Source organism: Streptacidiphilus neutrinimicus (assembly GCF_000787815.1).
Lineage (GTDB): Bacteria > Actinomycetota > Actinomycetes > Streptomycetales > Streptomycetaceae > Streptacidiphilus > Streptacidiphilus neutrinimicus.
In genome coordinates this window covers 1-25,619 of record NZ_BBPO01000045.1, presented here as the reverse complement: position 1 = coordinate 25,619, position 25,619 = coordinate 1, and the positions used below count along the sequence as shown (strand labels likewise).

Sequence of the window (25,619 nt, the reverse complement as noted above, 5' to 3'; positions counted from 1 at the left end):
CCTCTCCCGGTGCGATTCCCTCAAGTCTCCCGCGAAGTGACGGCTTCGAACCGCAGCACGTCAACGCCGGTGGTCGCCGACGGCCGCGCGGGGGGAGAATTCAAGGGCGGCCACGTGGGCGCCGGCGACGAGCGAGTTGCCGGGAACGAGGTCCATGCGGTGCTCCTGGGACGTCGGGGGCGCGCGTGCGGGAGAGACCCTAGTCGGCTGCGTCGGGCGGCGGGCCGGGGGAGCCGGCGGGGTACTCGTGGAGGGGGACGAGGTCGCGGGACCAGGCCGACAGGACGGGGGCCAGGATGCGCCAGGCCTCCTCCGCCTCGTCGCCGCGGATGGACAGGGCGGGGTCGCCGGCCAGCACGTCGAGGAGCAGGCGGCCGTAGGCGGGCAGCTCCGGCGGCTGCATCCGCGCGGAGAGCGTCAGCGGCGCCAGGGTGTGGGTGCCCGTGCCCGTGCCGGTCAGCTGCAGGGTCAGGTCCTCGGGGTCGAGGCCGAAGCGCAGCAGGTTCGGCCGGGCCTCCTCGTCCGCGCCGAACGGCAGGTGGGGGACGGGCCGGAAGTGGACGGCCACCTCCTTGCGGTCGGCGCCGAGCGCCTTGCCGCTGCGCAGCCGGAAGACGGTCCCCGACCAGCGCCAGTTGTCCAGTTCCAGCTCGACCTCGGCGAAGGTCTCGGTGCGGCGCGCCGGGTCCACGCCGTCCTCGCCGGTGTAGGAAGGGATCTCGCGTCCGTCGATCCGGCCGGAGGTGTACCGCGCGCGGCGGGTCCGGCGCACGACGTCGGCCTCGGTCAGCGGCCGCACCGAGCGCAGCACGTCGACCTTGCGGTTGCGCAGGTCGCGTTCGTCGAGGCTGACCGGCGGCTCCATGGCCACCAGGCACAGCAGTTGCAGCAGGTGGTTCTGGAGCATGTCCTTGAGCGCGCCGACGCCGTCGTAGTAGCCGGCCCGGCCCTCCAGCGCGAGGGTCTCGTCCCAGACGATGTCCACCTCGGCGATGTGCGTGCTGTTCCAGATCGGCTCCAGGACCCGGTTGGCGAGCCTGCTGCCGAGCAGGTTCTGGACGGTGGTCATGGCGAGGAAGTGGTCGACCCGGAACACCGCCGGTTCGGGGACCAGGTCGGCCAGGAGCCGGTTGAGCTCCACCGCGCCGTCCAGGTCCTCGCCGAACGGCTTCTCCAGCACGATCCGGCTGCCGTCGGGAAGGCCCGCCCGGTGCAGGGAGCTCACCGCGGCGGGGAAGAGCGCCGGGGGCAGGGCGAGGTAGACGGCGACCGGTCCCTCGCCAGCGATGGCCGCCGCCACCTCGGCGGGGTCGGTGACGTCGGCGCGCCGGAACCCGGCGGCGTCGGCGACGGCCCGCCTGGCGGCGGCCGGGTAGGCGGCGGCATGGCGGTCGAGCTGCTCGGTGGCCCAGGCGCGGAACCGCCCGCTGTCCCAGGTGCTCCGGTCGGCGCCGACCAGCCGGAAGCCGGAGCCGAGGTAGCCGGAGGCGTGCAGGGCGGCCAGCCCCGGAAGCAGGTAGCGCGCGCTGAGGTCCCCGGTCGCGCCGAAGACGACCAGCCGGTCGATCATGACCTGCCGCCCGCCCTCGCCCGGGCCAGGTTCACGCCGCTGGCGATGACGCCGATGTGGCTGAACGCCTGGGGGAAGTTGCCCATGAAGGCTCCCGTCGAGGGGTCGATCTGCTCCGACAGCAGGCCGAGCGGGCTCGCGCGGTCGCACAGCGAGTCGTACAGCCGCGCGGCCTCGTCGGTCCGGCCCTGTCCGATCAGGTTGTCGACGAGCCAGAAGCTGCACAGTACGAAGGCGCCCTCGTCGCCGGGCAGCCCGTCGGGGGAGTCGTCGTGCAGATAGCGGTAGAGCAGGCCGTCGCCTGCGGAGAGGCGGTCGGCGACCGCCGCGGTCGTCGCCACCATGCGCGGGTGGTCGGCCGGGACCACCTGGCGCAGCGGGAGGGCCAGCAGGCTGGCGTCCAGTCCGCCGCCGCCGTCGAGGTGCTCGCTGAGGGTCCGCGCGTCCTCGTCCCAGGACTGCTCCAGGATCAGGGCACGCAGCCTCTCGGCCGAGGCCCGCCATCCGGCGGTCTTCTCGGGGAGCCCCAGCCGCTCGCCGATCACGGCCGCCCGGTCCAGCGCCACCTGGCACATCGCCGCCGAGTAGGTGAACACCCGGCCCTCGCTGCGCACCTCCCAGATGCCCTGGTCGGGCTGGGTCCAGGCGGTCTCGGCGGCGTCCGCGAGGCCGGAGAGGCCCGCCCACAGGGCGGGCTCGAGCCGGCCGCCGGCGCGCAGCCACTGGTCCGCGCAGTCCAGCACCTCGCCGTAGACGTCGTGCTGGCGCTGGTCGGCCGCGCCGTTGCCCCAGCGCACCGGGGCGGAGCGGCGGTAGCCCTCCAGTTCGGCGTCCTCGACCTCGTCGGGCACCGGACGGCCGTCGAGGTCGTACATGATCCGCGGCCGGCCGCTGCGCTCGAACGCGTCGAGCACCCAGCCGAGGAAGGCGTCGGCCTCCCCGCCGAAGCCGATGCGGCGCATGGCGAACACCGCGTAGGCGGCGTCGCGGATCCAGGTGTAGCGGTAGTCCCAGTTGCGGACGCCGCCGATCGGCGCGGGCAAGGAGGAGGTCGGCGCCGCGACCAGCGAGCCGTTGGCCCAGTCGTCGCACAGCTTCAGGGTGATCGCGGAGCGCCGCACGAGCTGCTCCTGCGGGCCGTCGTAGCGGAATCCGGCCATCCAGCGGCGCCAGGCGTCGACGGTGCCGCGCAGCATCGCCTCCGCGTCGAAGCGGTGGTGGCGGTGGAAGCGCCCCCAGGACAGGACCAGGTCCAGCCGGTCGCCCCGGCGCAGCTCGTGCGTGCTGCGCAGCGAGTCGAGCGGCCGGTTGGAGCGCAGGTGCAGCTGCAGGTCCGGCCGCCTGGGCGCCTGCACCTCCAGCCCGCTGAACCGGGCGCGGGCCGTCGCCCCGCCGCGCGGCTCCAGCTCGACCCGCAGGCGGACCTCGCCGTCGAGCACGACCGCCGAGCGGACGAGCTCGGCGCGGCTCTGGGCCACGTCGTCGGTCAGGTCGGCGCCGGACCGCAGGACCAGGGCGTCGGTGACCCGGACGAGGCCGCTCGGGCCGCGCATCTCGGTGGTGAGGACGCCCGAGTCGGCCTCGTAGCGCTGCCGGGCCTCCGTCAGGCCCTCCGGCGCCACCGTGAAGTGGCCGCCGCGGGCGTGGTCGAGCAGGCCGCAGAAGAGCGGCTCGGAGCCGAAGCGGGGCAGGCACATCCACCCGACGGAGCCGTCCAGCCCGACCAGGGCCGCCGTGGTGCCGTCCCCGATGAGCCCGTGGTCCTCCAGTGGAAGGTAGCCGTCCCGTCGGCGCACCGGCCGGAAGGGCGGATCGAGATCGAGCATGGGCCCCGCGCCTCCTAGAAGACGATCAGAGGCTTGACGACGTCGTCGAGCTTCTTGTCCATCACCTCGAACGCCCGCTCGATGTCGTCGAAGCCGAACTGATGGCTCGTCAGATGAGTGGGGTCGACGCGCTTGGCCTGCAGCAGGCGCAGCAGCCGCTCAATGCGCAGCCGCCCGCCGGGGCACAGCCCCGTCGCGATGGTCTTGTCGGCCATCCCGACGCCCCACTCGACCCGGGGGATCCGCACGAAGTCGCCCTCGCCGAAGTAGCCGGTGATGGACACCGTCCCGCCGGGCTTGGTGATCTTGACGCAGGTCTGGAAGGTCGCGTCGGAGCCGAGCGCCTCGATCGCGGTGTCGACGCCCTCACCGTCGGTCAGTTCCATCACCCGCTCGACGACGTCCTCCCGGGTGAAGTCGACGATCTCGTCCGCCCCGTAGAGGCGCACCAGCTTCTGGCGGCCGGGCACCGACTCGACCCCGATGACCCTCCCGGCCCCGCGCAGCCGCGCCCCGGCCGTCGCCATCAGCCCGACCGGGCCCTGGGCGAGCACGGCCACCGTTCCGCCGATCGGGATGGCGCCGTGCTCGGCGCCCATGAACCCGGTCGAGAGCATGTCGGCGCAGTAGACCGCCGCGTCGTCGGAGACGTCGTCGGGGATCCGGGCCATGTTGGCGTCGGCCTCGTTGACGTGGAAGTACTCGGCGAAGACGCCGTCCTTGACGTTGGCGAACTTCCAGCCGCCGAGCGGGCCGCCGGACTGCGAGGAGTGGCCGTTCTGGGAGGCCGGATCGCCCCAGTCGGGGGTGATGGCGCCGACGAGGACCCGGTCACCGGGCGCGAAGTGCCGGACCTCGCTGCCGACCTCGTGGACCACGCCCACCGCCTCGTGGCCGAGGGTCAGATCCTCGCGCGGCCCGATGCCGCCCATCACGGTGTGGGTGTCCGAGGTGCAGATGAGTGCCCGGGTCGTCCTGACGACGGCGTCGCCCGGTCCGGGGCGCGGCACCGGCTTGGCCATGACGCCGACGCGACCGATCTCCTTCATCACGAACGCCTTCATGCGCGCTCCAGACCTCTTGCGCGGCGCGCCCGCGTCGACGCGTCCTGCTGCCAGGTACGCCTTCATGCTCGACCGGACGACGACGCGGCGCACCCGGGGAACCGGCGTCATCCGGACGTTCGGCCGGATTCACCCGGAATCCCGGTCGTCCCACCGGGCCAGCAGCTCCGCAGCCGTCCGGGTGACCTGGTCGGGTTCCGCGGCGGCGTCGAGCGTGGCGCCGCGCTCGTCGGGGCCGAGCGGTTCGAGCTCCGCGAGCTGGGAGCCGAGCAGGGAGGCGGGCATGAAGTGGCCGCGGCGACCGCCGATCCGCCGTGCCAGCAGGTCACGGCCCGCCGTCAGATGGAGGAAGACCACGGCTGGACAGGCCGAGCGCAGGATGTCCCGGTGGCCGCGCTTGAGCGCCGAGCACGCCACCACGCCGCCGGTGCCGTCCCGCTCGCGCAGCCAGCGGCCGATCGCCTCCAGCCAGGGCCGGCGGTCCGCGTCGTCGAGCGGGATGCCGGCGGCCATCTTGGCGATGTTGGCCGGCGGGTGCAGGTCGTCCGCGTCCCCCAGGGGAACGCCCAGCCGTTCGGCGAGCAGCCGGGCCACGGTCGTCTTGCCGACGCCGGAGACGCCCATCACCACCACCCGGGGCGGGCGTCGCGAGCTGCTGGCGGACATCGATTGCTCCTGATCTGAGTCGACGGCAGGGCGGGTGCGTCAACACCGCGAAGTGACTCCCCCCGCCTTGATGAACGTCTATTTCCCTTTGGAGAACTTCCGTCGGTCACGTGCGCGAAAAGCGACCATCCTTGCGCAGAATAAATTAATGGTCGATCAAAAGCGGGCTCACCGCGCGGGCGTCGGCGGTACTGTCTGAGAATTTCCTGGAAGTCCGGTGGGAAGAGACTGAGATGGTGCGGCAACGGTACGAGGTGCGGCGATTGATCGCGAAGACTTGGTCCATGGCACCAACCGTCCTGCTCCTCGCCCAGCCGGCCCCGGTTTCTGAACACCTGGGATTCGGCGCTTCCATAGCCGCCCGGTAGGCGCACGCACGGTCGCAGGCCCAAGGGATTTCACCTTTCCCTCGCACGCGGAGCCGATCCGCGCGACGCCACTTTCACTGTTTCAGAGCGCTTGCTCTGTCGTGCCTTCCGGCCGTGACACTCCTCGGCCGCCGCTCCTCGAAGGACTGCTCATGACGCTCACCCCTGCTCCGACGCGCATCCCGACCCCCACGTCCTCGGTCGCGGTCAGCCCACGCCCCGCGCGATGGCCCGCCGGGCCGCCGGCCCCACCCGCCACGCTCCTGGAACTCTTCGACGCGACGGTGCGGGCGGCGCCGACCGCGGCGGCGCTTGACGCGGACGGGGTGGTGCTCGACTACGCGGGGCTGCGCACGGCCGCCGAGGGCGTCGCCGCGGTGCTCGTCCGTCGCGGCGTCGGCCCGGGCGACCGCGTGGGGGTGCGCGCGCCCTCCGGGACGGCGGAGCTGTACGTCGCCATCCTCGGCGTGCTGCACGCGGGAGCCGCCTATGTCCCGGTCGACGTCGACGACCCCGACGAGCGGGCCGCCATGGTGTGGCAGGACGCGGGCGTCTGCGCGGTCATCGGCTCCGAGGGCCGCATCCTGGAAGGCCCCGGGACTCCCGGGCACCGCGCCGGTCCGCCCGGCCCGTCGGACGACGCCTGGGTCATCTTCACCTCCGGAACCACCGGCCGCCCCAAGGGCGTCGCGGTCAGCCACCGCAGCGCCGCGGCGTTCGTGGAGGCTGAGGCGGGGCTGTTCCTCGCCGACGCGCCGCTCGGCCCCGGCGACCGCGTGCTGGCTGGGCTCTCCGTGGCGTTCGACGCCTCCTGCGAGGAGATGTGGCTGGCCTGGCGGCACGGCGCGTGCCTGGTCCCCGCGCCGCGTTCGCTCGTCAAGGCCGGTACCGAGCTGGGCCCGTGGCTCGTCGAGCGGGCGATCACGGTGGTCTCCACCGTACCCACCCTCGCCGCGCTGTGGCCGGTCGAGGCGCTCGACGGCGTCCGGCTGCTGATCGTCGGCGGCGAGGCGTGTCCCGCCGAGCTCGTCGAGCGCCTCGACAGGCCGGGACGCGAGGTGTGGAACACCTACGGCCCCACCGAGACCACGGTGGTGGCCTGCGCCGCGCGCCTGCGGGCCGGGCAGCCGGTGCGCATCGGCCACCCGCTGGCCGGCTGGCAGGTGGCGGTCGTCGATCCGGAGGGCCGTGAGGTCCCCTGGGGCGGCACCGGCGAACTGCTCATCGCGGGCGTCGGTACGGCGCGCTACCTCGACGCGGAGAAGGACCGGGCCAAGTTCCGCTCCCATGCCGCCCTGCCGGGCCAGCGCGTCTACCGCAGTGGCGACCTGGTCCGCGCCGATCCGGAGGGCCTGGTCTTCGTCGGGCGCGCCGACGACCAGGTCAAGCTGGGTGGGCGCCGGATCGAGCTCGGCGAGGTCGAGGCCGCGCTGCTGGCCCTGCCCGGCGTCCGCGCGGCGGCCGCGTCGGTCAAGAGCACGGCGGCGGGCGGCCAGATCCTGGTCGGCTACCTGGTCCCGGAGGACTCCGCATCGCCGTTCGACCGCGCGGACGGTCGCCGCCGACTCCTGGAACGCCTGCCCGCAGCCCTGGTCCCGGTCCTCGCGGTGCTTCCCGAACTGCCCACCAGGACCTCGGGCAAGGTCGACCGCGCGGCCCTGCCCTGGCCGCTGCCGACCGCCGACGAACCGCCGGGCACGGGTCCTGAGTTGACCGGTACCGCGCGGTGGCTGGCCGAACGGTGGCACCAGCTGCTCGGCGTCCCGGTCGACGCCGACAGCGACTTCTTCGCCCTGGGCGGCAGCAGCCTGAGCGCCGCCCGGCTCATCTCCGCGCTGCGCGACCGCCACCCGGGGATCGGCGTCGCCGACCTGTACCAGAGCCCGCGGCTGGGGGAGTTCGCCCGGCGCTTGGACGAGGTGGCCGCGCCGACCGGGGACCGCCGCGAGGTCCGTCCCACCTCGCGGCTGGTCGGCGCGTACCAGGCCGGGGTCCTGGCGGCGCTCTCGGTCCTGTCCGGCCTGCAGTGGGTGCTCGTACTGGCCGCACTGGACGACCTGATCGGCCCGCTGCCCTGGACCGTGCACACCTCCTGGTGGCTGATCGGCGCGGGCTGGCTGCTGCTGTCCAGCTCGCCGGGGCGCGCCACCGTCGGCGTGCTGAGCGCACGGGCGCTGACGGCCCGTCTGCGACCGGGCACTCACCCGCGCGGCGGACTGGTGCACTTGCGGCTGTGGACGGCCGAGCGGGTCGCGGCCGGATTCAACATCGCCTCCGTGATCGGCACCCCGATGGCGCCCCGCTACGCCCGGATGCTCGGCTGCCGGGTGGGGGCGAACGTCGACCTCCACGCCATGCCGCCGGTCACCGGCCTCGCCGACTTCGGTGACGGCTGCTCCGTGGAGCCGGAGGCCGATCTGGCCGGCTGGTGGCTCGACGGCGACGTGCTCCACCTGGGCGCCGTCCGGGTCGGCGCCGGGGCGCGCGTCGGCACGCGCAGCATGCTGATGCCGGGCGCGGACGTCGGCGAGGGCGCCGATGTCGCACCGGGCAGCTGCGTGAACGGCGCCGTGCCCGCCCACCAGCGCGTGCACGGCTCCCCGGCCAGGCCGGACCACACCGCGCCGCTCGCCCCGTGGCCGGCCCCGCACCACCGTCGCTCCCGGCGCTGGACGGCCGCCTACGCCGCCACCCTGCCGCTGCTCTCCCTGCTGCCGCTGCTCGCCGCGGCCCCGGCCCTGTGGGCGCTCTACCTGACGGTCGGGCACACGGCCGACTTCGGCGTGGTCAGCGCCCGGGTCGTGGAGCTGACCGTGCCGCTGGTCCTGGTCACCGCGGTGCTGTACGCGCTGGTCCTGGCCGCCACCGTGCGGCTGCTCTCGCGCCCGCTCGTCCCCGGCACCCACCCCGCGCACGGCAGGGTGGCCTGGTGCGCGTGGCTGGTGCACCGGCTCATGGACACCGCCCGGCGGACCCTCTTCCCGCTCTACGCGGGCCTGCTGACACCGGCCTGGCTACGCCTGCTCGGCGCCCGGGTGGGCCGCCGGGTGGAGGCCTCGACGGTGCTGGGACTTCCCGGCCTGATGCACGTCGACGACCAGGCGTTCCTCGCCGACGACTCGCTGCTGGCCCCGTTCGAGACGCGCGGCGGCTGGCTGCGCCTGGGCGTCGCCACCGTGGGCCGGCGCGCGTTCGTCGGCAACTCCGCGATCGTCGGGCCGGGCCGGGGCCTGGCCGACGACGCCCTGGTCGGCGTGCTGTCCGACGCGCCCGCGCAGGCCGCGGCCCGCGGCTCCTGGCTCGGCCGCCCCGGCTTCCCCCTGCACCGCAACCCCGAACAGGCGGAGACCGCGCGCACCTACGAGCCGCCGCGCCGCCTGGTGTGGGCCCGCGCGGCCGTGGAGCTCTGCCGCACCGCGCCGGTGCTGGCGAGCGCCCTCCTCGCGGACGTCGCGGTGCTGCTGCTGCAGAAGGCGTTCGACGTCTGCGGGCTGACGGCCTCCGGGCTGACGGTGTGCGTGCTGGTGGCCGGGGCGCTGATGCTCGGCTGCGGGACCGCCGCCTGCCTGCTCACCACCGCGGCGAAGTGGCTGCTGGTCGGCAGGTTCCGGGTCGGGCAGCAGCCGTTGTGGAGCTCCTTCGTGTGGCGCAACGAGCTCTTCGACACCTTCGTCGAGGTGCTGGCCATGCCCTGGCTGGCCAGCTCGCTGATCGGCACCCCGTTCCTCGCCCTCTGGCTGCGCACGCTCGGCGCGCGCATCGGCCGCGGCGTGTGGTGCGAGACGCACTGGCTCCCAGAGACCGACCTGGTCCGCGTCGGCGACGGGGCGTCCCTCAACCGCGGTGTGGTGGTCCAGACGCACCTCTTCCACGACCGCCTCATGCGGATGGACGAGGTCACGGTCGGCGCGGGGGCGACGGTCGGTCCGCACGCGATCGCACTGCCCGGCTCGAGCCTGGGCGAAGGAACGGTGGTCGGCCCGTCCTCGCTGGTCATGCGCGGCGAGTCGGTCCCGGACCACGGTCGCTGGCTGGGCAACCCGGTCGCCCGCTGGTGACCGTCGTGCGGTGACACCATCCGGAAAGGTCGAGGACAGCACCCCGTCGGTTGAAAACGGAGGGCTTGCGGCCAATATCCGACACGACGGCATATGCCGTGCGGGGTCGTGCTCCAATGGCCGCTCGGAGGCCGGGAGCTGGTTCGGAGCAAGAGGCGGTGCCGTGGGGACGACGACGGAGAAGACCTTCCGGGCCTTGCTGGAGGCAGCGCCCGACGCGATGGTCATCTGCGACCGGGAGGGCCTGATCGCGCTGGTCAACGCGCAGACCGAGGCGCTGTTCGGCTACTGCCGCGAGGAGTTGCTGGGCGCGCCCGTGGAGGTCCTGGTCCCCGAGCGGTTCCGCCGGGCCCACGCGGGCCATCGCCGCCGCTACGTCGCCGACCGCCGGGTCCGCCCCATGGGGGCGGGCCTGGACCTCTTCGGGCTCCGCAAGAACGGCGACGAGTTCCCCGTCGAGATCAGCCTGAGCCCGCTGGAGACCGCCGAAGGGACGTTGCTGTCCGCCGCGATCCGGGACGTCAGCGACCGCAAGGCGGTCGAGGCGGCGCTGGCCGGGCTCTACGAGCAGCAGCGCCACGTCGCGCTCACCCTGCAGCGCAGCCTGATGGGTTCGCCCCCGCCGGTGCCGGGAGTCGTGACCGCGGCCCGCTGGCTGCCGGCGCGGCAGGGCGCCGGGGTCGGCGGCGACTGGTTCGACCTCGTCCCGCTCGGCGCCGGCCGCGTCGGCATCCTCATCGGGGACGTCATGGGCCGCGGCCTGGAGGCCGCCGCCGTCATGGGCCAACTGCGCTCGGCGGCGCACGCCCTGGCCAAGACGGGCATGGCGCCGTGGCAGCTGATGCAGGCGCTGGACGCCGTCGTCGCGGAGCTGCCGGACCAACTGGTGACCTGCTGCTACCTGGTGCTCGACGCCGACGCGGGGGAGCTGACGCTCTGTTCGGCCGGGCATCTGCCCGTGCTGCTGGTGGAGCCGGGCCAGCACGCGAGGATCCTCGACGTCCCCGTCAGCGTGCCGCTCGGCGTGGGCGAGGTGCCGCACCTGCAGGTCACCCTGCCCGTGACGGCGGGCTCGGTGCTCGCCCTCTACACCGACGGGCTCGTCGAGACGCCCCTCGGCGACCTTCAGGCCGAGATCGACGGCCTGGCCCGCAGCCTCAAGAAGTTCCTGGCCGAGGACGACGACCTGGAACGCGCGGCGGACGAGATCCTCACGTCCATCCTGCCCGCCCCGGACGACTACGGCGACGACGTCACGCTGCTGCTCGCCCGGATCCCCGAGCCCGCGCAGGCCGCCCAGTCGGCCGACCTGCCGGCCGACCCGACCGCGCCGGGCGCGGCCCGGCGCTTCCTGCGCGAGGCGCTGGCCCGTTGGGCCTGCACCTCCGACGTCGTCGACACCGCCGCGCTGCTCTGTTCCGAGCTGGTCACCAACGCGGTCCGCCACGCCTGCGGCCCGATCCGGGTCCGCCTGCGTCTCGCCGACGGGGAGCTGGGCCTCGAAGTCAGCGACGGCAGCCCCTTCCTGCCACGCGCCCGCCACGCCAAGGAGGCGGAGGAGTCGGGGCGCGGCCTGCGCCTGGTCGACTCGCTCGCCGCCCGCTGGGGGACCAGGGCCACGGGGGAGGGCAAGGCGGTGTGGCTGGCCCTCCGGTGCGCGCCCTGAGGTCGTGCCGCGAGGTCGTGCCGGGTGCGGAGCTGGGCCGGCGCGATGGCAGACTCGGCACCATGACTTCCTCCCTGTCCGAGCCGGACCAGCAACTCTCCGATTCCAACGCGCTGTTGCTGGACTACCTCGACTACTACCGCTCCGTGGTCGGCGCCAGGCTCGAGGGACTGTCCGAGGCGGAGCTGCGCGTCAGCGGGCTCCCCTCCGGATGGTCGCCGCTCGAACTGCTCAAGCACCTCGTGTACATGGAGCAGCGCTGGCTGCGCTGGGGCTTCCTGGGCGAGCCGGTCCCGGCGCCCTGGGGTGATCGCGGCCCGGAGGACCGCTGGCACGTCGGCCCGGAGGAGACACTCGCCGACCTCCTCACCGCGCTGCACGCCGGCGGCGCGTACACCCGCACGGTCGCCTCGGGCGTGCCGCTCTCCACCGTCGCCGCGGCGGGCGGCCGCTTCCCCGACGACGGCACCCCCCGCCCCACCCTGGGCTGGATCCTCTTCCACGTCCTCCAGGAATACGCCCGCCACGCGGGCCACCTGGACATCGTCCGCGAGCTCACCGACGGCGTCACCGGCGAGTAGCCCCGCCCCCGCATGTGACGGCCCGTCGAAGCCCGGTCTTGGCGAGGCACCGGAGATCCACCTGGTCCATCGGCGTACCGAGCTCCTGGATCGAGAGAACGTGCAGGCCGGCGGTAGTGGAGCCAGCGGCAGTGAAGCCGCCGGTCCGCATCGGCGGGTCCACGAAGCAGGACACCGGCTTCCACGCGCCGATTCAGCGCGGGCGCGTCGAGAATCCTGACAGGTGGTGCGGCGCCAAATCAGAGGGGCCTGTTGGAGGAGTCGGCCGGGCTGTCCTGGGGGGACGGCCCGGCCGGGAGAGGGGTGGGGGTCAGTCGGGGAGGCGGTCGAGGAGCCAGGTGCAGAGTTCTTCGGTGACGGCGGTGTGCGCCGTGTTGGCCGTGGAGCAGATGAAGTCGTCGAGCTCGCTGTCGCCGGGGTCGAGTGCGTCGATGTCCGCGTAGAGGTCCTTCTGCTGGTCGATGTCGCGGATGGAGACCGCGCTGACCGACGGGACGAAGCAGACGTCCTCGTGCCGCAGGTCGACCTCCGCGCCGAACTTCTTCAGCATGTCGGCGAGGATGCCGAAGGAGCGGAGGGTGCCGCCGGGGGCGGCGTCCAGCTCCGGGAAGCCGTTGGTCTTGATGGTCTTCTGGGCCGGCGGCAGCAGCCGCCTGAGTTCGGCGACGGTGACGTCGCCGTTCTGCGCCTGGGCGTAGAACGTGGTGCCGGGGTAGATCTTCTCGACCGCGAGGGTGGTGTCGCCGGGCTTGATGTCCAGGCCCTTGCCGTCGCCGCGGCCGTTGGCGAGGCCGATCAGCCGCGGGATGCGCGGCCAGGAGCCGATCTCCTCCAGCTTCTTGAGGAACGCGACGCGCTCGGGGGCCACCCCGATGCCGCCGTTGCTCGGGTCGTAGTGCCGCCAGAGCATCTGCCGGGCGGCCGGGCTGTTCATCTGCCGGGCGAAGTCGTTGGCGAGCGGGATGAAGTGGGAGAACGCCTGGAGGCCGATGGGGACGACGCCGCCGCGGTGCGGGCTGTCGTAGGAGAAGTAGAGGCGGGTGCGGTGGTCCATGCGTTGCCGCTCCAGGTCGGCCAGCGCGTAGCGGGTGATGATGCCGCCCATGCTGAAGCCGCCCACCGTCAGCGGGGCGCCGCCCAGTTGCTCGGCGAGGGTCCGCTGGACTGCGGCCATGGCGGCCTGGGCGTTGTCCAGGATCGAGGCGGAGCGCTCGTCGAAGCCGAGCAGGATCACGTCCCGGCCCCGGCGGCGCAGCTCGGACAGCAGCGGGTAGTCGCGGTCCAAGCCCGCGTACAGCCACTGCAGGTCGCTGCGGCCGAGGTTGAAGCCGTCGGCCATGATGACCGGCCGCATGAGGCCCTGGTTGCGCTCGCCGTAGAAGACGTGGGCGAAGCCGTTCGGCAACTGCCACTTCTCGTCGGGCTCCGGGACGGGGTAGGGGAGCGGGGTGGGTGCCGTGGAGCTCAGCGGATCGGCGAGGGTGAACGCGCCGACGCTCTGCTCCGCCTTCTCGTCCTGTGGTCCGGACAAGGTTCCTCCTTGGGGGTGCGCACCGGCCGAGCGGGCCGTGGGACACGAGCCGGAGAACTGCGGTCGATGCGGTGATGAAAGCATCGTCCACGAACGACATCGGCGCGGACGGTATTTACACGAACCATGGCTCCGAAGGGACCATTTGTCGGCTCAGCGGACAATCCCTTTGTAGGAAGCGGCATTTCCTGGCCGCTGTGACGGCGGGCCGGTCGCTGGAGGGCCTTCCGGTCGGCGTGCAGCTCGTCGGTCCGCTGTACGAGGACCGCACGACGCCGCGACTGGCCGAACTGCTCGAACCGGAGATCGGCGGCTTCCGGGCCCCTGGGCGCACCCTGGGCACACCCGGGCCGGTTGACCGGGCGCGCGGCAGGATGAGCAAGGATCTGCAGGCGAGGATCCAGGCCGCCACGCACGAACTGCGCAGGCACGGCCACCCGCCCACCCGGCCCTGAGGCCGCCCGGCGCCCGGGTTCCGGTCCGTCGCGGCGGTCCGCGGAGCGAGCCGCTCGGGACGGACGCGCCGGGCGTCCTGCCGACAGCCGGTCCGGCCCCGCTCCTTCCATGAGGAACCACCCCTTTTGTCCTAGTCCTATTAGGACTACGGTCGGGACATGGCGGCCCCCCGCAGGCTCTCGGCCACGGCGCAGGTGGTCCTCGGGATGGTGTCCATCCGGCCCGTGACCGGCTACGAGCTGACCGCGTTCGCCTCACGGTCGATCGCCAACTTCTTTCCGCTGACCCGCAGCCACATCTACACCGAGCTCAACCACCTGAGCGCGCTCGGCCTGCTGCGGGTGACCGAGACGCCGCGGGAGAACGCGCCCGCCAAGAAGGCGTACGAGATCACCCCGGCCGGCTCGGACGAGCTGCAACGCTGGCTGGACGAGACCGACCTGAGCGAGGAGCGGACCCGGAGCCTGTTCCTGGTCCGGATCTTCTTCGGGGACCGCACCTCGCCGGAACGGATGGCAGGCGTGCTGAACGCATACGAGACCGCCGCGCTGCGACGCAGGGAGCACTTCGCGGCGCTCGTGGACAAGCTGGCGGACCGGCCGGAGTCGGTGTTCCGCCGGGCCACGGCGATGTTCGGCCTGCGTCACGAGCAGGCCAAGCTGGACTGGGTCGCCGAGGCGCGCCCGTTGCTCCTCGCCGCGGCCGAGACCGAAGCCGAGACCGAAGCCGAATCCGAGTCCGAAGCCGACGGCGCGGTGAACGCCGAGGCACCGGTCCCCCCGGGGACTGGTTGACGTGCTCGGCGCACTCGCGAGCACCGCGATCCGGCATCCACGCCGGATGCTGCTGCTCGCGCTGGTCGCGTTCCTGGTGGCGGCCGTGCTCGGGGCCCCCGCGGTCGGCATGCTCAACGCCCGCGAGCCGTTCAGCGACCCCGCGTCCCAGAGCGCCCGCGCCCAGCAGCTCGTCGAGCAGGCCACCGGGCGGGAGCCGAGCCCCGGCGTGCTGGCGCTGGTGTCCGCGCCGCCGGGTACCCCGGCGGTGGCCTCGGCCGCGCGGGAGATCGCCCGGGTCCCGGGCGTCGCCGCGGTCACGGCACCCACGCCGGGGCGCGAGACCGGACTGGTGTCGACCGACGGCCGCTCCTCGCTGGTCGTCGCGACGCTCAGCGCCGCACCCGACCCGGACACGGTCGTCAAACACATCGAGGCCACCCTGCACGGCAGGTCCGACGTGCTGCTGGGCGGCCCCGACGTCGCCGGGACGCAGACCGGCAAGCAGGCGCAGGCGGACCTCGGCTTCGCCGAGGCGATCGCCTTCCCGCTGCTGGCGATCCTCGCCTTTGTCATCTTCCGGGGCATCGCGGCGCTGCTGCCCCTGGCCGTCGGCGGGATGGCCGTGCTGGGCACGTTCGTCGTGCTGCGGCTGGTCAACCTCGCACTGCCACTGTCGATCTTCGCCCTGAACCTGGTGATCGGGCTCGGCCTCGGGCTCGCCGTCGACTACAGCCTGTTCCTGGTCTGGCGCTTCCGGGAGGAACTGCAGGAGCGCGGCGACGTGGAAACCGCGTTGCGGTCGACCCTCGCGAGGACCGGCCGCACCGTGGCCTTCAGTGCGACCACGGTCGCGGCCGCGCTGGCCAGCCTGACCGTCTTCCCGCAGCGGTTCCTGGTCTCGATGGGCATCGGCGGCGCGATGGTGGCGCTCGTCGCGGCAGCCAGCGCCCTGCTCATCGTGCCGCCGCTGCTGGTGCTGCTCGCCAGGCGCCTCGGCCGGGTCAAGCCCTCCACGCAGGGCGGGGCCTGGTACCGGCTGGCCCGCGGCGTGATGCGCCGACCCGTGCTCGTCGCCACCGCCACGACCGCACTGCTGCTGCTGATGGCGGCGCCCGCCCTGAGCGTGCGCTGGAGCGGCATCGACGCCACGGTCCTTCCCACGAGCCAGAGCGCGCGGGTGGTCTCGGACCGGGTCGCCAGTGAGTTCACCGTGGGAAGCGGCGGCAACGCGATCACGGTCGTCGCCCGGGCCCCGGCCTCCGACCGGCCCGCGCTGGCGGGCTACGCGGAGGGGTTGGCACGGGCGCCCGGAGTCACCGCATCCGGCCCTCCGGTCCAACTCGCGCCCGGGACATGGCAGATCATGCTCGTGAGCCCGAACGACCCGATCTCTCCGGCGGCCCAGCAGACCGTGCGCGCGATCCGGGCGCAGCCCGCTCCCGTCCCCGTCCTCGTCGGCGGGACGACCGCGTCCTTCGTCGACCAGGGGACCTCGATCGCCGGCGCGCTGCCGCCCGCCATCGCGATCCTGTGCGCCGTCACCCTGCTGGTGCTGTGGCTGATGACCGGCTCGGTGATCCTTCCGATCAAGTCCCTGCTCATGAACGGCCTCACCGCCGCCGCGGCCACCGGCATCCTGGTCTTCGTCTTCCAGGACGGACGTCTGGCCGGGCCGCTCGCCTACACGAGCCAGGGCGGCATCGAGGAAACCGACTTCCTGATCGTGGCCGCCATCGCGTTCGCCCTGTCGACGGACTACGGCGTGTTCCTGCTGGCGCGGATCAGCGAGGAGCGGCGGCCCGGGGTCTCGGAACGCGACGCCATCGCCGCGGGCATGCAGCGCACCGGCAGGCTGATCACCTGGGCGGCGATCCTGCTCGCCGTGGCCGTCGGGGTCTTCGCCACCTCGAAGCTCGTCTTCCTCAAGGAAGTCGGGATCGGGGTCGCCGTCGCCGTGCTGATCGACGCCTTCATCGTGCGCGCACTCCTCGTGCCGTCCCTGATGGCCCTGCTCGGCCGCTGGAACTGGTGGGCCCCGGCGTGGCTCGAGCGACTCCACCGGCGCGTGGCGATCCGCGAGTCGGGAACCCCCGCGCCCGCCACGCGCCCCGCTGCCGACCACGACGCCCGCCCGTGAACCTCAGGGGCCGCTGGCGGTACGGGCGGCCCCGTCGCCGCACGTTCAGTCTCCGCCGGCCCGGAGTCGGCCGACCATCGGGGACTGCCCTGAGCCGTCCCTGATCCTTCACTGATGCCGTCTCAGGGTCCCGAGGTGCGTCACCACGGCGAGTGCGACACAGCCGTCGGACGTTCAGCATGGCTTCATTCACAGCATCCTGACAGGTACTCGCCAGTACCCCTACCGTGCCGTGTGGGGCTGCGCGCGTCCCGCCACCACCCGACAGTCGAAGGAGACGATCTTCCGTGAGTCGAGTCGCCACCACCGTCAAGAAGCGCCTCGGGCGCCTGAGCCTCGCGTTACTCGGTGGTGCCGCGCTGGCAGCCACCGGCATGACGGCTGCCGTCGCCCCCGCGCACGCCGCCAACAGCGTGCCGAAGTACGACCACGTGGTGGTCGTGATGGAAGAGAACCACGCCTACGACGAGGTCATCGGCGACACCGCCGACGCTCCGTACATCAACAACACCCTGGCCTCCGGCGGCGCGCTGTTCACCCAGTCCTTCGCCGTCGAGCACCCCTCCCAGCCGAACTACCTGGACCTGTTCTCGGGCTCCAACCAGGGCGTCACCGACGACTCCTGCCCGCACACGTTCAGCGCCGACAACGAGGGCGCCCAACTGCTCGCCGCGGGCGACACCTTCGCCGGCTACTCCGAGGACCTGCCCTCCACCGGCTCCACCTCGTGCACCTCCGGCTCGTATGCGCGCAAGCACGTGCCGTGGAGCGACTTCAGCAACATCCCGGCCGCTGACAACCGGCCGTTCACGAGCTTCCCCAGCGACTTCACGCAGCTGCCGACGGTCTCGTGGGTCATCCCCAACCTCAACGACGACATGCACGACGGCACCATCGCCGAGGGCGACACCTGGCTGCAGAACAACGTCGACGCCTACGCGCAGTGGGCGAAGACCCACAACAGCCTGCTCGTGGTCACCTGGGACGAGGACGACTCCTCGATGAGCAACCAGATCCCGACCATCTTCTACGGCGCGGGCGTCAAGGCCGGTCAGTACAGCGAGACCGTCAACCACTACAACGTGCTGCGCACCATCGAGGACATGTACGGCCTGCCGTACGCCGGTGCCGCGGCCTCGGCCACGCCGATCACCGACGTGTGGGGCGGCTCTGCGGCCGAGACCGTCTCGGTGACCAACCCCGGCGGCCAGACCGGCACCGTCGGCACGGCGGCGTCCTTGCAGGTCGCCGCGACCGACTCGGCGGGCAACGCGCTGACCTACTCGGCGGTCGGCCTTCCGGCGGGCCTGAGCATGTCGCCGTCGGGTCTGATCTCCGGTACCCCGACCACGGCGGGGACCTCGAACGTGACCGTCACCGCCTCCTCCGGGACGGCGTCGGGCTCCGCGTCCTTCACCTGGACCGTCAACCCCAGCGGCGGCGGCGGATGCACCGCGGCGCAGCTCCTGGGCAACCCGGGCTTCGAGACCGGCGCCGCCTCCCCGTGGAGGGCCTCCTCCGGCGTCATCAGCAACGACTCGTCCGAGCCCGCCCGTTCGGGCAGTTGGGACGCCTGGCTGGACGGCTACGGCAGCACCCACACCGACACCCTGTCGCAGTCCGTAGCCGTTCCGGCCGGATGCAGCGCGGAGAACTTCTCCTTCTGGCTGCACGTCGACACCGCCGAGACCACGAAGACCACGGCCTACGACACCCTGAAGGTCCAGGTTCTCAACGGCTCCGGCACGGTGCTCGGCACCCTGGCGACGTACTCGAACCTGAACGCCAACACCGGATACACCCAACACTCCTTCAGCCTGGCCGGTTACGCGGGCCAGACTGTCACGCTGAAGTTCACCGGCAGCGAGAACGCCGGCAACCAGACCAGCTTCGTCATCGACGACACGGCCCTGGCCGTCTCCTGACCCCTGACGGCCGTGGCCCGCTCCGAAAGGGGCCGGCCACGGCCGCACGCCTGCCCGCCCGCAGGTGGCCGTGCCGCACGAACGGGTGGGATCCGCGCCGTCCCGACGAGAACGGCCGCGTTCGGCCCCTCGCCGCAAAAGTGGCCCTCCGGTGGGGGCGAGGGTTGCATCAGCGGCTGATGGCCGTAGGCTGGCCCTTCCCATGCTCATCCGAGGCGTGGACATCGTGGCCGAGGAGAACGAACGTGGCACAGGGACGGACCGGCATCAGGGGCGCTCGTATCGGCTCGGGGCCGTTGGGGGAGCCGGAGCGTGGGGACCTCGCCCCCCGCGTCGTGGCTTCGTTCTGGTGCGGCAACGGTCACCACAGCCAGCCCAGCTTCGCGATCGAGGCAGTTGTCCCGGATGTCTGGGACTGCCCGAAGTGCGGCCTTCCGGCCGGCCCGGACCGGGACAACACCCCGGCCGCCGAGACCAACGCCCCCTACATGACGCACATGGGCTACGTGCGCCAGCGCCGCAGCCAGGAGGAAGGCGAGATCCTCCTCAACGAGGCCCTCGCCAAACTGCGCGGGAACTTCTGACGCCCACGGAAAGCGGCGGGCCATGCGTGGCCCGCCGCTCCGCGGCGCAGAGACCCGGGAGCTCTCGGGCCACAACGGTCGGTCGCCCGGGAGCGTCGGATCCGCCGTCAGCACCACTTCGATCGGCCTCCGGATCGAAGCCGAGTACGGAATGTCCCAGTCGCCCTCGGCGGTCATCAGCACCGTCCGGGCCAGCTCGCGACCGATTCGGCGGAGGAACTCGCTGGAGGTACTGGAGGGCCGTTACGACCGGCTGGTCCTCAAAAGTCAGGGTGCGCGCTCGCTCTCAGCCCGTGGGACCGCCCACGCAAGCTCGTGCAGTGACGCGCTAATTCCTGAGCGCGTTTCGCGGCGCTGCACTAGCGTTCGGAGCCATGACCTCGAAGAGAGACGATCATCCTGCCTGGGTCCCGCCCTACCTGGCCAGGCTCGGCGTCGACGACCCGCAGTCCCTCGGCGCCCCCTCGCTCGACACTCTGCGCAGGCTGCACCGCGCACACGTCGAGCTCATCGCCTTCGAGAACTTCGACATCCAGCTCGGATGCCCGCCGGGCATCGAACCGGCCGAGTCCATAGCCCGCATCCTGGCCGGCCGGGGCGGCTACTGCTTCAACCTGAACAACGCTTTCCACGAACTGCTGACTTTCCTCGGGTACGACGTCACCGTGCACCGCGGCCAGATCAACGGTTCTGTCGCGAGCGCCAAAGCGACCGCTGACGAATACGACACGCATATGGCCCTCAGCGTCGTGATCGATGGCGAACGCTGGTCGGTCGACGTCGGCCTGGCCAACTCGCACCACGAGCCCATCCCGCTCCGGGAGGGCGTCCACGTCCAGGGGCCCTTCCGCTTCGAACTGCGGCCGCTGCCGGAGATCGGCCCGGACGCCTGGCGGTTCCTCACCGATCCGGCGCAGACGACCTTCCACAGTATGGACTTCACGCTGGCGCCGGCCACGTGGGAGGACTTCAGGAGCCGCCACACCGAGTGGTCGACGTCGCCGCAGTCTCCCTACGTCAGGTGGTTCCAGCTCTTCCGCCGCGACGCGGGCTGTGCCGAGTACGTGCTGGATGACGAGTACACGCGCGACGAGGGAGCCGGACAGCGCACGACACGCACCCTCGAGTCCGCCGAAGAGCTGTTCAAGATCGCAACGGACGTGTTCCATCTGGACCTGTCGGCGATCGACGACGCCGACCGTGCGGCACTGTGGGACCGCATCCAGCGTGCGGGAGCGGAGTGGCGAGCGATGCAGCAGTCGGCCGGGAACTAGGCTGCTCGGGAAGCTCAGGAACTCATGCGAATCAGTGAAGCCTCGTGGCTGACCGGTTGATGGCGTCTGGATGAAGCAGGAGCTCCGCCTGCGTGCCTCGGTGATCCGTTCCGAGGTGGTGCTCCGCCGGAGGGGCGAACCGCCCTCCGGCGGAGTGGGGGTCAACGGGGCGTCAACGGCCCTGGAGCGACTTGACGTTGTCGCCGAAGGTCCAGCCCAGCGAGCCGTCCCAGTTGATCGACCACGTCATCAGCCCCTTGAGCGAACCGCCGAAGGAGTTCCACGACTGGCTGACCAGGCTCGGGGCCATGTAGCCGCCACCCGCGCCGGACTGGGCCGGCAGACCGGGCACCTGCTTGTCGTAGGGCACCTTGACGGTGGCGCCCTGGACGGTCAGGCCGTTGTTCAGGCAGGTCGTCTGCGCGGTGAAGCCCTGCACCGTGCCGGCCTGGTAGGAGTCGCCGGAGCAGCCGTACATGCTGCCGTTGTAGTACTGCATGTTGAGCCACCACAGCTGCCCGTTGTCGGCGTACTTCTTGATGATCGGCAGGTAGGCGCCCCAGATCGACCCGTAGGTGACGCTTCCGCCGGTGACGTACGCGGTCTCCGGGGCCATCGTCAGGCCGAAGCCCGCGGGCATCCGGGCCAGGATGCCGTCGATGATGCGCTCCAGGTTGGCCTGGGAGGTGGAGAGCGTGTTGATGTTCCCGCTGCCGGTCAGCCCGGTCTCGATGTCGATGTCGATCCCGTCGAAGTTGTAGGTCTTCAGGATCGGGACGATGGTCGCCACGAACCGGTCGGCGACGGTGCTGGAGCTCAGGTCGATGCCGGCCGAGGCGCCGCCGATCGACATCAGGATCGTCGCGCCGGCGGCCTTGGCCTGGCACATCTCGGCCGGGGTCGCGACCTTGACGCCCGTGTCCATGCCGTCCTGCCACTCGGCGGTGCCGTCCGAGAGGATCACCGGGAAGGCGGCGTTGAGGACGTTGTAGCCGTGCGCGGCGATACGGCTGTCCGTGATGGGGATCCAGCCCATTCCGGGGTGGACGCCGTTCGCGGCGCCGTCCCAGTTCTCCCAGTAGCCCTGGAGGACCTTGCCCGCGGGCCGGGGCTTCGTGGCGCAGGTCGCGCCGCCCGAGGGCGTGCCGGTGGGCGACGGGCTGGTCGTCGGCGAGGCGGTGGCGGTCGGCGGGGCGCTGACGCTGGGGGAGGGGCTCGCGCTCGGCGAACTGCTGGCGCTCGGCGATGCGCTGGGGGACGGGCTGCCGCCGGGGCCGGTGAGGGAGACGTCGTCCGCGTAGTACGCGGGCTGTCCGTACCAGCCGTGCAGGTAGACCGTCACCGACGCGGTGGTCGCCCCGGTGGTGAAGGAGACGCTGAGCTGGCCGTACGACGGGCTGCTGGGCGTCCAGGTGGAGGGGTCGCCGCCGGCGTTGCCGGTGCCGGTCGCGCCCAGGTAGACGTAGCTGCCCTGGACGTAGGCGCTGAGGGTGTAGGAGGAGTCGGGCTGCACGCGGACGGTCTGGCTGCACTGGGCGTCGTCCTGGCCGGCGGGCGTGGCCTGGAGCGCGGAGGCGCCCGAGTGGACCGGAGAGCTCACCACCGTGCCGGAGCCGGCCGAGCAGGTCCAGCCGGTGAGCCCGTTCTCGAAGCCGGGGTCGGCCAGCAGGTTGGCGGTGGCGGCCCCCGCGGTGACCGAGCCGGCCACGGCGAGGCAGGCGCCGACGACCGCGGCGGCGCTCACCCCCGCGAGTGCGCTTTGGGCGGACGCCCTCTTGGGACGGAACATGCTGCGCTCCCTTCCCGCCGGATGCCATGAGCATGACTGGCGTGTGGGGGCATGGCGCCCGGCTCTGGGTGAGGTGGGGACAGGTGGGGCTGTGCCGGACCGGATCGTAGGAGGGGCGGGAGGGCCCGTCAATAGGTCTGGACCAATGGCATTCGGCCCTGTGGCGCGCTGCGTCGCCGGTACGCGATCATGCCGACTTGGGTAGCGTTGTCAGTGAGTGAGATTCGCCGTCCGCCGCACCGCTTCACCCGCTGTTCGAGGACGCGATCACCCCCAGGGCCGGCAGAAGGCGCAGGCCCTCGTCCAGAACGGGAGAAGACCATGGCAACGGGTACTGTGAAGTGGTTCAACGCCGAGAAGGGCTTCGGCTTCATCGAGCAGGACGGCGGCGGACCGGACGTGTTCGTGCACTTCCGTGCGATCACCGGCTCCGGCTTCAAGGAGCTCCAGGAAGGCGAGCGCGTGACGTTCGACGTCACCCAGGGCCAGAAGGGCCCGCAGGCCGAGAACGTCGTCCGCGGCTGACAGCCCTCCTGCTGGTCGCCGTCGCGGTCGGGCTGTGCAACTTCGCCGGCGCGATCGGCATCGGTGTCTCCGGCGTGGACCCGCGCGCGTCGGCGGGTCGGCGTCGTCTTCGGGCTTTTCGAGGCCGGCATGCCGCTCGCCGGCGGCCCTCGGCCGCGCGCGGCGGACACGATCGGACCGGCCTCCCGCCGGCGCGGCGGCATCTTGCTGGTCGCGACCGGCGGCTACGCCCTCTGGCAGAGGCGCGGTCGGGTGCGGCGGGGGTCGTCGGGCGCCCGCGCCCGGCGGCCCGGCAAACTCGCGTGCATAGGATCCTGATACCGGGGTAGACGCGTTTTCCTGACGTCGTCCGCATCTGGGAGGGACACCGTGCTCGTCGAAGCCGCTCACCGAGTCAGCCTCGAGCTCCGCGCCGACACGGCCGCAGGACCGGCCGACCTGCCCGAGCTGCCGAGCGACCTGTCCGCCATGCCCGTCGCCGACGTGCGCACGCTCACCGACGTGCTCTTTGCCCGCCTGCGGGGCCTGGAGGAGGGCACCAAGGACTACTCCTACGTCCGCAACAGCCTGGTCGAGCTGAACATGGGCCTGGTCCGCCACGCCGCCTCCCGGTTCGCGCACCGGAGCGAGCCGCTCGACGACATCGTCCAGGTGGGCGTGGTGGGGCTGATCAAGGCCATCAACCGCTTCGAACCGGAGCGGGGCCTGGAGTTCGTCACCTTCGCGCTGCCCACCGTCACGGGGGAGATCAAGCGTCACTTCCGGGACACGAGCTGGGCCGTGCACGTGCCCCGCCGCCTGCAGGAGCTGCGTCTCCAGCTCGCCCGGGCGACCGACCTCCTGCAGCAGCAACTCGACCGGGAGCCGACCACCGCGGAACTCGCCGCCCACCTGGGCATCTCGACGGCCGACGTCGTCGAGGGCCAGGTCGCGACCAACGCCTACACCGCGGGCACCCTCGAGGCGCCCAGCGCCGAAGAGGACGACAACCCCCTGCACGACCGGCTCGGGCAGCCCGAACCCGAACTGGAGAAGATCGAGAACATCCTCTCCCTCAAGCGGGCGGTCGCCGACCTGTCCGAGCGCGACCGCACCATCCTGCGCCTGCGCTTCGTCGAGGAACTGACCCAGCAGCAGATCGGGGAGCGGATCGGCGTCTCCCAGATGCAGGTCTCCCGGGTGCTGACCCGGATCCTGTCCGTTCTGCGCGAGGAACTCACCTGACCGGGCGCCCCGCCGCCGGTGGCCCCCAGCGAGAAGACCCGACCCCCACCTCCGATCGAACCCGCCCGGGAGCCTGAGTGGTTCTAGAAGACCGCGTCACCGTCACGGTCCACAGCGAGACCAGTGGCCGCTTCTCGTTGCTGTGCACCCTGCGCTACAGCCCCGCCGACCCCTACGCGGTCCAACTGCTCTTCCCAAGACTGGTCGCCCACACCAAACCGAACGCGTGGTCCTTCTCCAGAGAACTGCTCACCGCCGGTCTCGAGGGGCCGGCCGGTCTGGGCGACGTGCGCGTGCGCCCCGCGGCGGACGACCAGGTCGCCATGACCCTCTACGGCAAGAACGGCACCGCGACGCTGACCGTGAACGCAGACCGGCTGCGCTCCTTCCTCCTCCTGACGCAGGGCGCCGTGCCCCCCGGCACGGAGTCGCGCCTCATCGACTGGGACCTGCTCTCCGAGCAGCTGAGCAGTCACACCTCATGAAGGGCGCGGTCACCTCATGAACGGCGCGGTCATGTCATGAACACCACGGTAACCTCGTGAACGGCGCAGGCGTGCGGGCGGCCCATGTCCTTCAAGAACGTGCTGCTGGTGGTGTCGGAAGTGGTCGCCAAGGCCGCCGCCCACGCGGGCGGCGCCACCGAGCTGGCGCTGGCCCTCGACGAGCACGGACTGACCGTGTCCGTCTCCGACGGCGCTCGCGCGCTCCCGGTTCCCCGCTCGCGTGGCGAGCCCTCCCACTCGGGCGGGTACGGCCCGAACGGCGTCGCCGACCGCGCCGCCTCCTGGGGGACCGTCCCCGGGCCGGACGGCAGGACGGCGTGGGCCGTCCTGCGACGACGGCAGGAGCCGAGAGGCCCCTGCCCAGGAGGACGGAGACTCAGCGAGGAGCATCGCCCATGGTGCGCCGCCAGCGGGCCTCGGCGACGGAGTAGAGACCGTAGGCCACCCGCGACCGCCGCCAGCGCACCTGACCTGTCCAGCGCGGGCTCGCCGAACCCGAGGGCCACCATCACGGCGAGCACGCCGACGATCACGTAGACCACCACGTAGACCACGCCGCGCGCCGCGAAGCCGACCCGCGCGAGCGGGCTCACCGTCTCCGCGCCTGACTGCGCCCGCGCCTGCCAGCGGGGTTGTCCGAGCCCCTGGCCCGTGTCACGGGACGCGGCGGCACTGTCGGGCGTGCGACGGCGGAACGACGACAGAGTCCAGTCCATGCGGCCTCCTTCCCGCGCGGCTGCCCGTCGTGGGCCGAGGCAAACGGCGGTCGGCCCGCTGCCCGCCTGGTCAGGGACGACGCCATCGCGCGGTGTGCGGCGGACGGAGCGTCAGAACGTGCGGCCGGGTGCGCCGGTGGCGGCGGGCGGGATGCGTGCGGTGATCGTCCGCACCGTGTCAGCCGCACGGATCGGGGCATGCGAGGAGCGACCGCGACCCCAGGAGGACCGATGCAAGCCCCCCGCGACACGTCAGCGCCGGCTCACCGGACGGCCGACCCGGGCCGGGACGCCCCGCCCGGCGTCCCCTCGCAGCGGAGCTCCGAGCAGCGGAACCCCGACGGCGGCGGGGTGCCGACACTGGTCCGCGTCGTGCT

At 72.4% G+C, this 25,619-nt stretch carries 18 protein-coding genes; 12 read left to right on the top strand and 6 right to left on the bottom strand.

What is annotated here, in order from left to right:
* Window positions 1-199: 199 nt before the first annotated feature.
* The 4 genes from TR48_RS25460 to TR48_RS25445 form a co-directional block, all read right to left on the bottom strand.
* Window positions 200-1,570: a glucose-6-phosphate dehydrogenase gene (locus TR48_RS25460; RefSeq protein WP_042371384.1), complete on the bottom strand. Its 1,371-nt coding sequence runs from the start codon at window positions 1,568-1,570 to the stop codon at window positions 200-202.
* Window positions 1,567-3,396 carry a glycoside hydrolase family 15 protein gene (locus TR48_RS25455; RefSeq protein ID WP_042371382.1) on the bottom strand — a complete coding sequence of 610 codons (1,830 nt, stop codon included), beginning with the start codon at window positions 3,394-3,396 and terminating at the stop codon, window positions 1,567-1,569. The genes TR48_RS25460 and TR48_RS25455 overlap by 4 nt, the downstream gene beginning before the upstream one ends.
* 14 nt (window positions 3,397-3,410) lie before the next feature.
* A complete protein-coding gene (locus TR48_RS25450; RefSeq protein ID WP_042371380.1) occupies window positions 3,411-4,460 on the bottom strand; it encodes an NAD(P)-dependent alcohol dehydrogenase in 1,050 nt (349 codons plus the stop codon).
* 129 nt (window positions 4,461-4,589) lie between these two features.
* Window positions 4,590-5,126 (bottom strand): gluconokinase, encoded by a 537-nt coding sequence (locus TR48_RS25445; RefSeq protein WP_084729752.1) that lies wholly within the window; start codon window positions 5,124-5,126, stop codon window positions 4,590-4,592.
* Window positions 5,127-5,646: 520 nt separating this feature from the next.
* Between TR48_RS25445 and TR48_RS25440 the strand changes: the two genes are divergently transcribed.
* From TR48_RS25440 to TR48_RS25430, 3 genes are all read left to right on the top strand, one after another.
* Window positions 5,647-9,552, top strand: coding sequence for a Pls/PosA family non-ribosomal peptide synthetase (locus tag TR48_RS25440; RefSeq protein ID WP_084729751.1), 3,906 nt, complete (start codon window positions 5,647-5,649; stop codon window positions 9,550-9,552).
* Window positions 9,553-9,715: 163 nt separating this feature from the next.
* Window positions 9,716-11,218 (top strand): SpoIIE family protein phosphatase, encoded by a 1,503-nt coding sequence (locus TR48_RS25435; RefSeq protein ID WP_268873598.1) that lies wholly within the window; start codon window positions 9,716-9,718, stop codon window positions 11,216-11,218.
* 62 nt (window positions 11,219-11,280) lie between these two features.
* Window positions 11,281-11,799: a DinB family protein gene (locus tag TR48_RS25430; protein ID WP_042371456.1), complete on the top strand. Its 519-nt coding sequence runs from the start codon at window positions 11,281-11,283 to the stop codon at window positions 11,797-11,799.
* Window positions 11,800-12,109: 310 nt separating this feature from the next.
* On the opposite strand, the gene TR48_RS25420 is transcribed toward TR48_RS25430, so the two are convergent.
* Window positions 12,110-13,330, bottom strand: a complete 1,221-nt coding sequence (locus TR48_RS25420; RefSeq protein ID WP_042371376.1) for an esterase/lipase family protein — start codon at window positions 13,328-13,330, stop codon at window positions 12,110-12,112.
* A gap of 74 nt (window positions 13,331-13,404) precedes the next feature.
* On the opposite strand from TR48_RS25420, the gene TR48_RS44500 reads away from it, so the two are divergent.
* From TR48_RS44500 to TR48_RS25390, 6 genes are all read left to right on the top strand, one after another.
* Entirely contained in the window at window positions 13,405-13,785 is a 381-nt protein-coding gene (locus TR48_RS44500) for a hypothetical protein (protein ID WP_152628177.1), read from the top strand.
* Window positions 13,786-13,944: 159 nt separating this feature from the next.
* A complete protein-coding gene (locus TR48_RS25410; RefSeq protein ID WP_042371375.1) occupies window positions 13,945-14,580 on the top strand; it encodes a PadR family transcriptional regulator in 636 nt (211 codons plus the stop codon).
* 1 nt (window position 14,581) lies between these two features.
* Window positions 14,582-16,699 (top strand): MMPL family transporter, encoded by a 2,118-nt coding sequence (locus tag TR48_RS25405; RefSeq protein ID WP_052442996.1) that lies wholly within the window; start codon window positions 14,582-14,584, stop codon window positions 16,697-16,699.
* Between the two features lie 287 nt (window positions 16,700-16,986).
* Window positions 16,987-18,624 carry an alkaline phosphatase family protein gene (locus TR48_RS46855; protein ID WP_063771060.1) on the top strand — a complete coding sequence of 546 codons (1,638 nt, stop codon included), beginning with the start codon at window positions 16,987-16,989 and terminating at the stop codon, window positions 18,622-18,624.
* Window positions 18,625-18,869: 245 nt separating this feature from the next.
* Window positions 18,870-19,208 carry an RNA polymerase-binding protein RbpA gene (locus TR48_RS25395; RefSeq protein WP_084729749.1) on the top strand — a complete coding sequence of 113 codons (339 nt, stop codon included), beginning with the start codon at window positions 18,870-18,872 and terminating at the stop codon, window positions 19,206-19,208.
* A 374-nt stretch (window positions 19,209-19,582) separates the two neighbouring features.
* Entirely contained in the window at window positions 19,583-20,482 is a 900-nt protein-coding gene (locus TR48_RS25390; protein WP_042371373.1) for an arylamine N-acetyltransferase family protein, read from the top strand.
* A gap of 172 nt (window positions 20,483-20,654) precedes the next feature.
* Here the strand turns inward: TR48_RS25390 and TR48_RS46850 are convergent, their stop codons facing one another.
* A complete protein-coding gene (locus TR48_RS46850; RefSeq protein ID WP_042371371.1) occupies window positions 20,655-22,271 on the bottom strand; it encodes a carbohydrate binding domain-containing protein in 1,617 nt (538 codons plus the stop codon).
* A 321-nt stretch (window positions 22,272-22,592) separates the two neighbouring features.
* Between TR48_RS46850 and TR48_RS25380 the strand changes: the two genes are divergently transcribed.
* The 3 genes from TR48_RS25380 (at window position 22,593) to TR48_RS25370 (ending at window position 24,505) form a co-directional block, all read left to right on the top strand.
* Window positions 22,593-22,796, top strand: a complete 204-nt coding sequence (locus TR48_RS25380) for a cold-shock protein (protein ID WP_042371368.1) — start codon at window positions 22,593-22,595, stop codon at window positions 22,794-22,796.
* Between the two features lie 369 nt (window positions 22,797-23,165).
* A complete protein-coding gene (locus TR48_RS25375) occupies window positions 23,166-24,020 on the top strand; it encodes a SigB/SigF/SigG family RNA polymerase sigma factor (protein ID WP_042371366.1) in 855 nt (284 codons plus the stop codon).
* 77 nt (window positions 24,021-24,097) lie between these two features.
* A complete protein-coding gene (locus tag TR48_RS25370) occupies window positions 24,098-24,505 on the top strand; it encodes an SsgA family sporulation/cell division regulator (RefSeq protein WP_042371364.1) in 408 nt (135 codons plus the stop codon).
* The last annotated feature ends 1,114 nt before the right edge of the window (window positions 24,506-25,619 follow it).

What these genes read in the sequence shown, in the direction of transcription:
- TR48_RS25460 (WP_042371384.1), bottom strand. Translation starts at nt 1,570, where the DNA reads ATGATCGACCGGCTGGTCGTCTTCGGCGCGACCGGGGACCTCAGCGCG.
- TR48_RS25455 (WP_042371382.1), bottom strand. Translation starts at nt 3,396, where the DNA reads ATGCTCGATCTCGATCCGCCCTTCCGGCCGGTGCGCCGACGGGACGGC.
- TR48_RS25450 (WP_042371380.1), bottom strand. Translation starts at nt 4,460, where the DNA reads ATGAAGGCGTTCGTGATGAAGGAGATCGGTCGCGTCGGCGTCATGGCC.
- TR48_RS25445 (WP_084729752.1), bottom strand. Translation starts at nt 5,126, where the DNA reads ATGTCCGCCAGCAGCTCGCGACGCCCGCCCCGGGTGGTGGTGATGGGC.
- TR48_RS25440 (WP_084729751.1), top strand. Translation starts at nt 5,647, where the DNA reads ATGACGCTCACCCCTGCTCCGACGCGCATCCCGACCCCCACGTCCTCG.
- TR48_RS25430 (WP_042371456.1), top strand. Translation starts at nt 11,281, where the DNA reads ATGACTTCCTCCCTGTCCGAGCCGGACCAGCAACTCTCCGATTCCAAC.
- TR48_RS44500 (WP_152628177.1), top strand. Translation starts at nt 13,405, where the DNA reads ATGAAAGCATCGTCCACGAACGACATCGGCGCGGACGGTATTTACACG.
- TR48_RS25410 (WP_042371375.1), top strand. Translation starts at nt 13,945, where the DNA reads ATGGCGGCCCCCCGCAGGCTCTCGGCCACGGCGCAGGTGGTCCTCGGG.
- TR48_RS25390 (WP_042371373.1), top strand. Translation starts at nt 19,583, where the DNA reads ATGACCTCGAAGAGAGACGATCATCCTGCCTGGGTCCCGCCCTACCTG.
- TR48_RS46850 (WP_042371371.1), bottom strand. Translation starts at nt 22,271, where the DNA reads ATGTTCCGTCCCAAGAGGGCGTCCGCCCAAAGCGCACTCGCGGGGGTG.
- TR48_RS25380 (WP_042371368.1), top strand. Translation starts at nt 22,593, where the DNA reads ATGGCAACGGGTACTGTGAAGTGGTTCAACGCCGAGAAGGGCTTCGGC.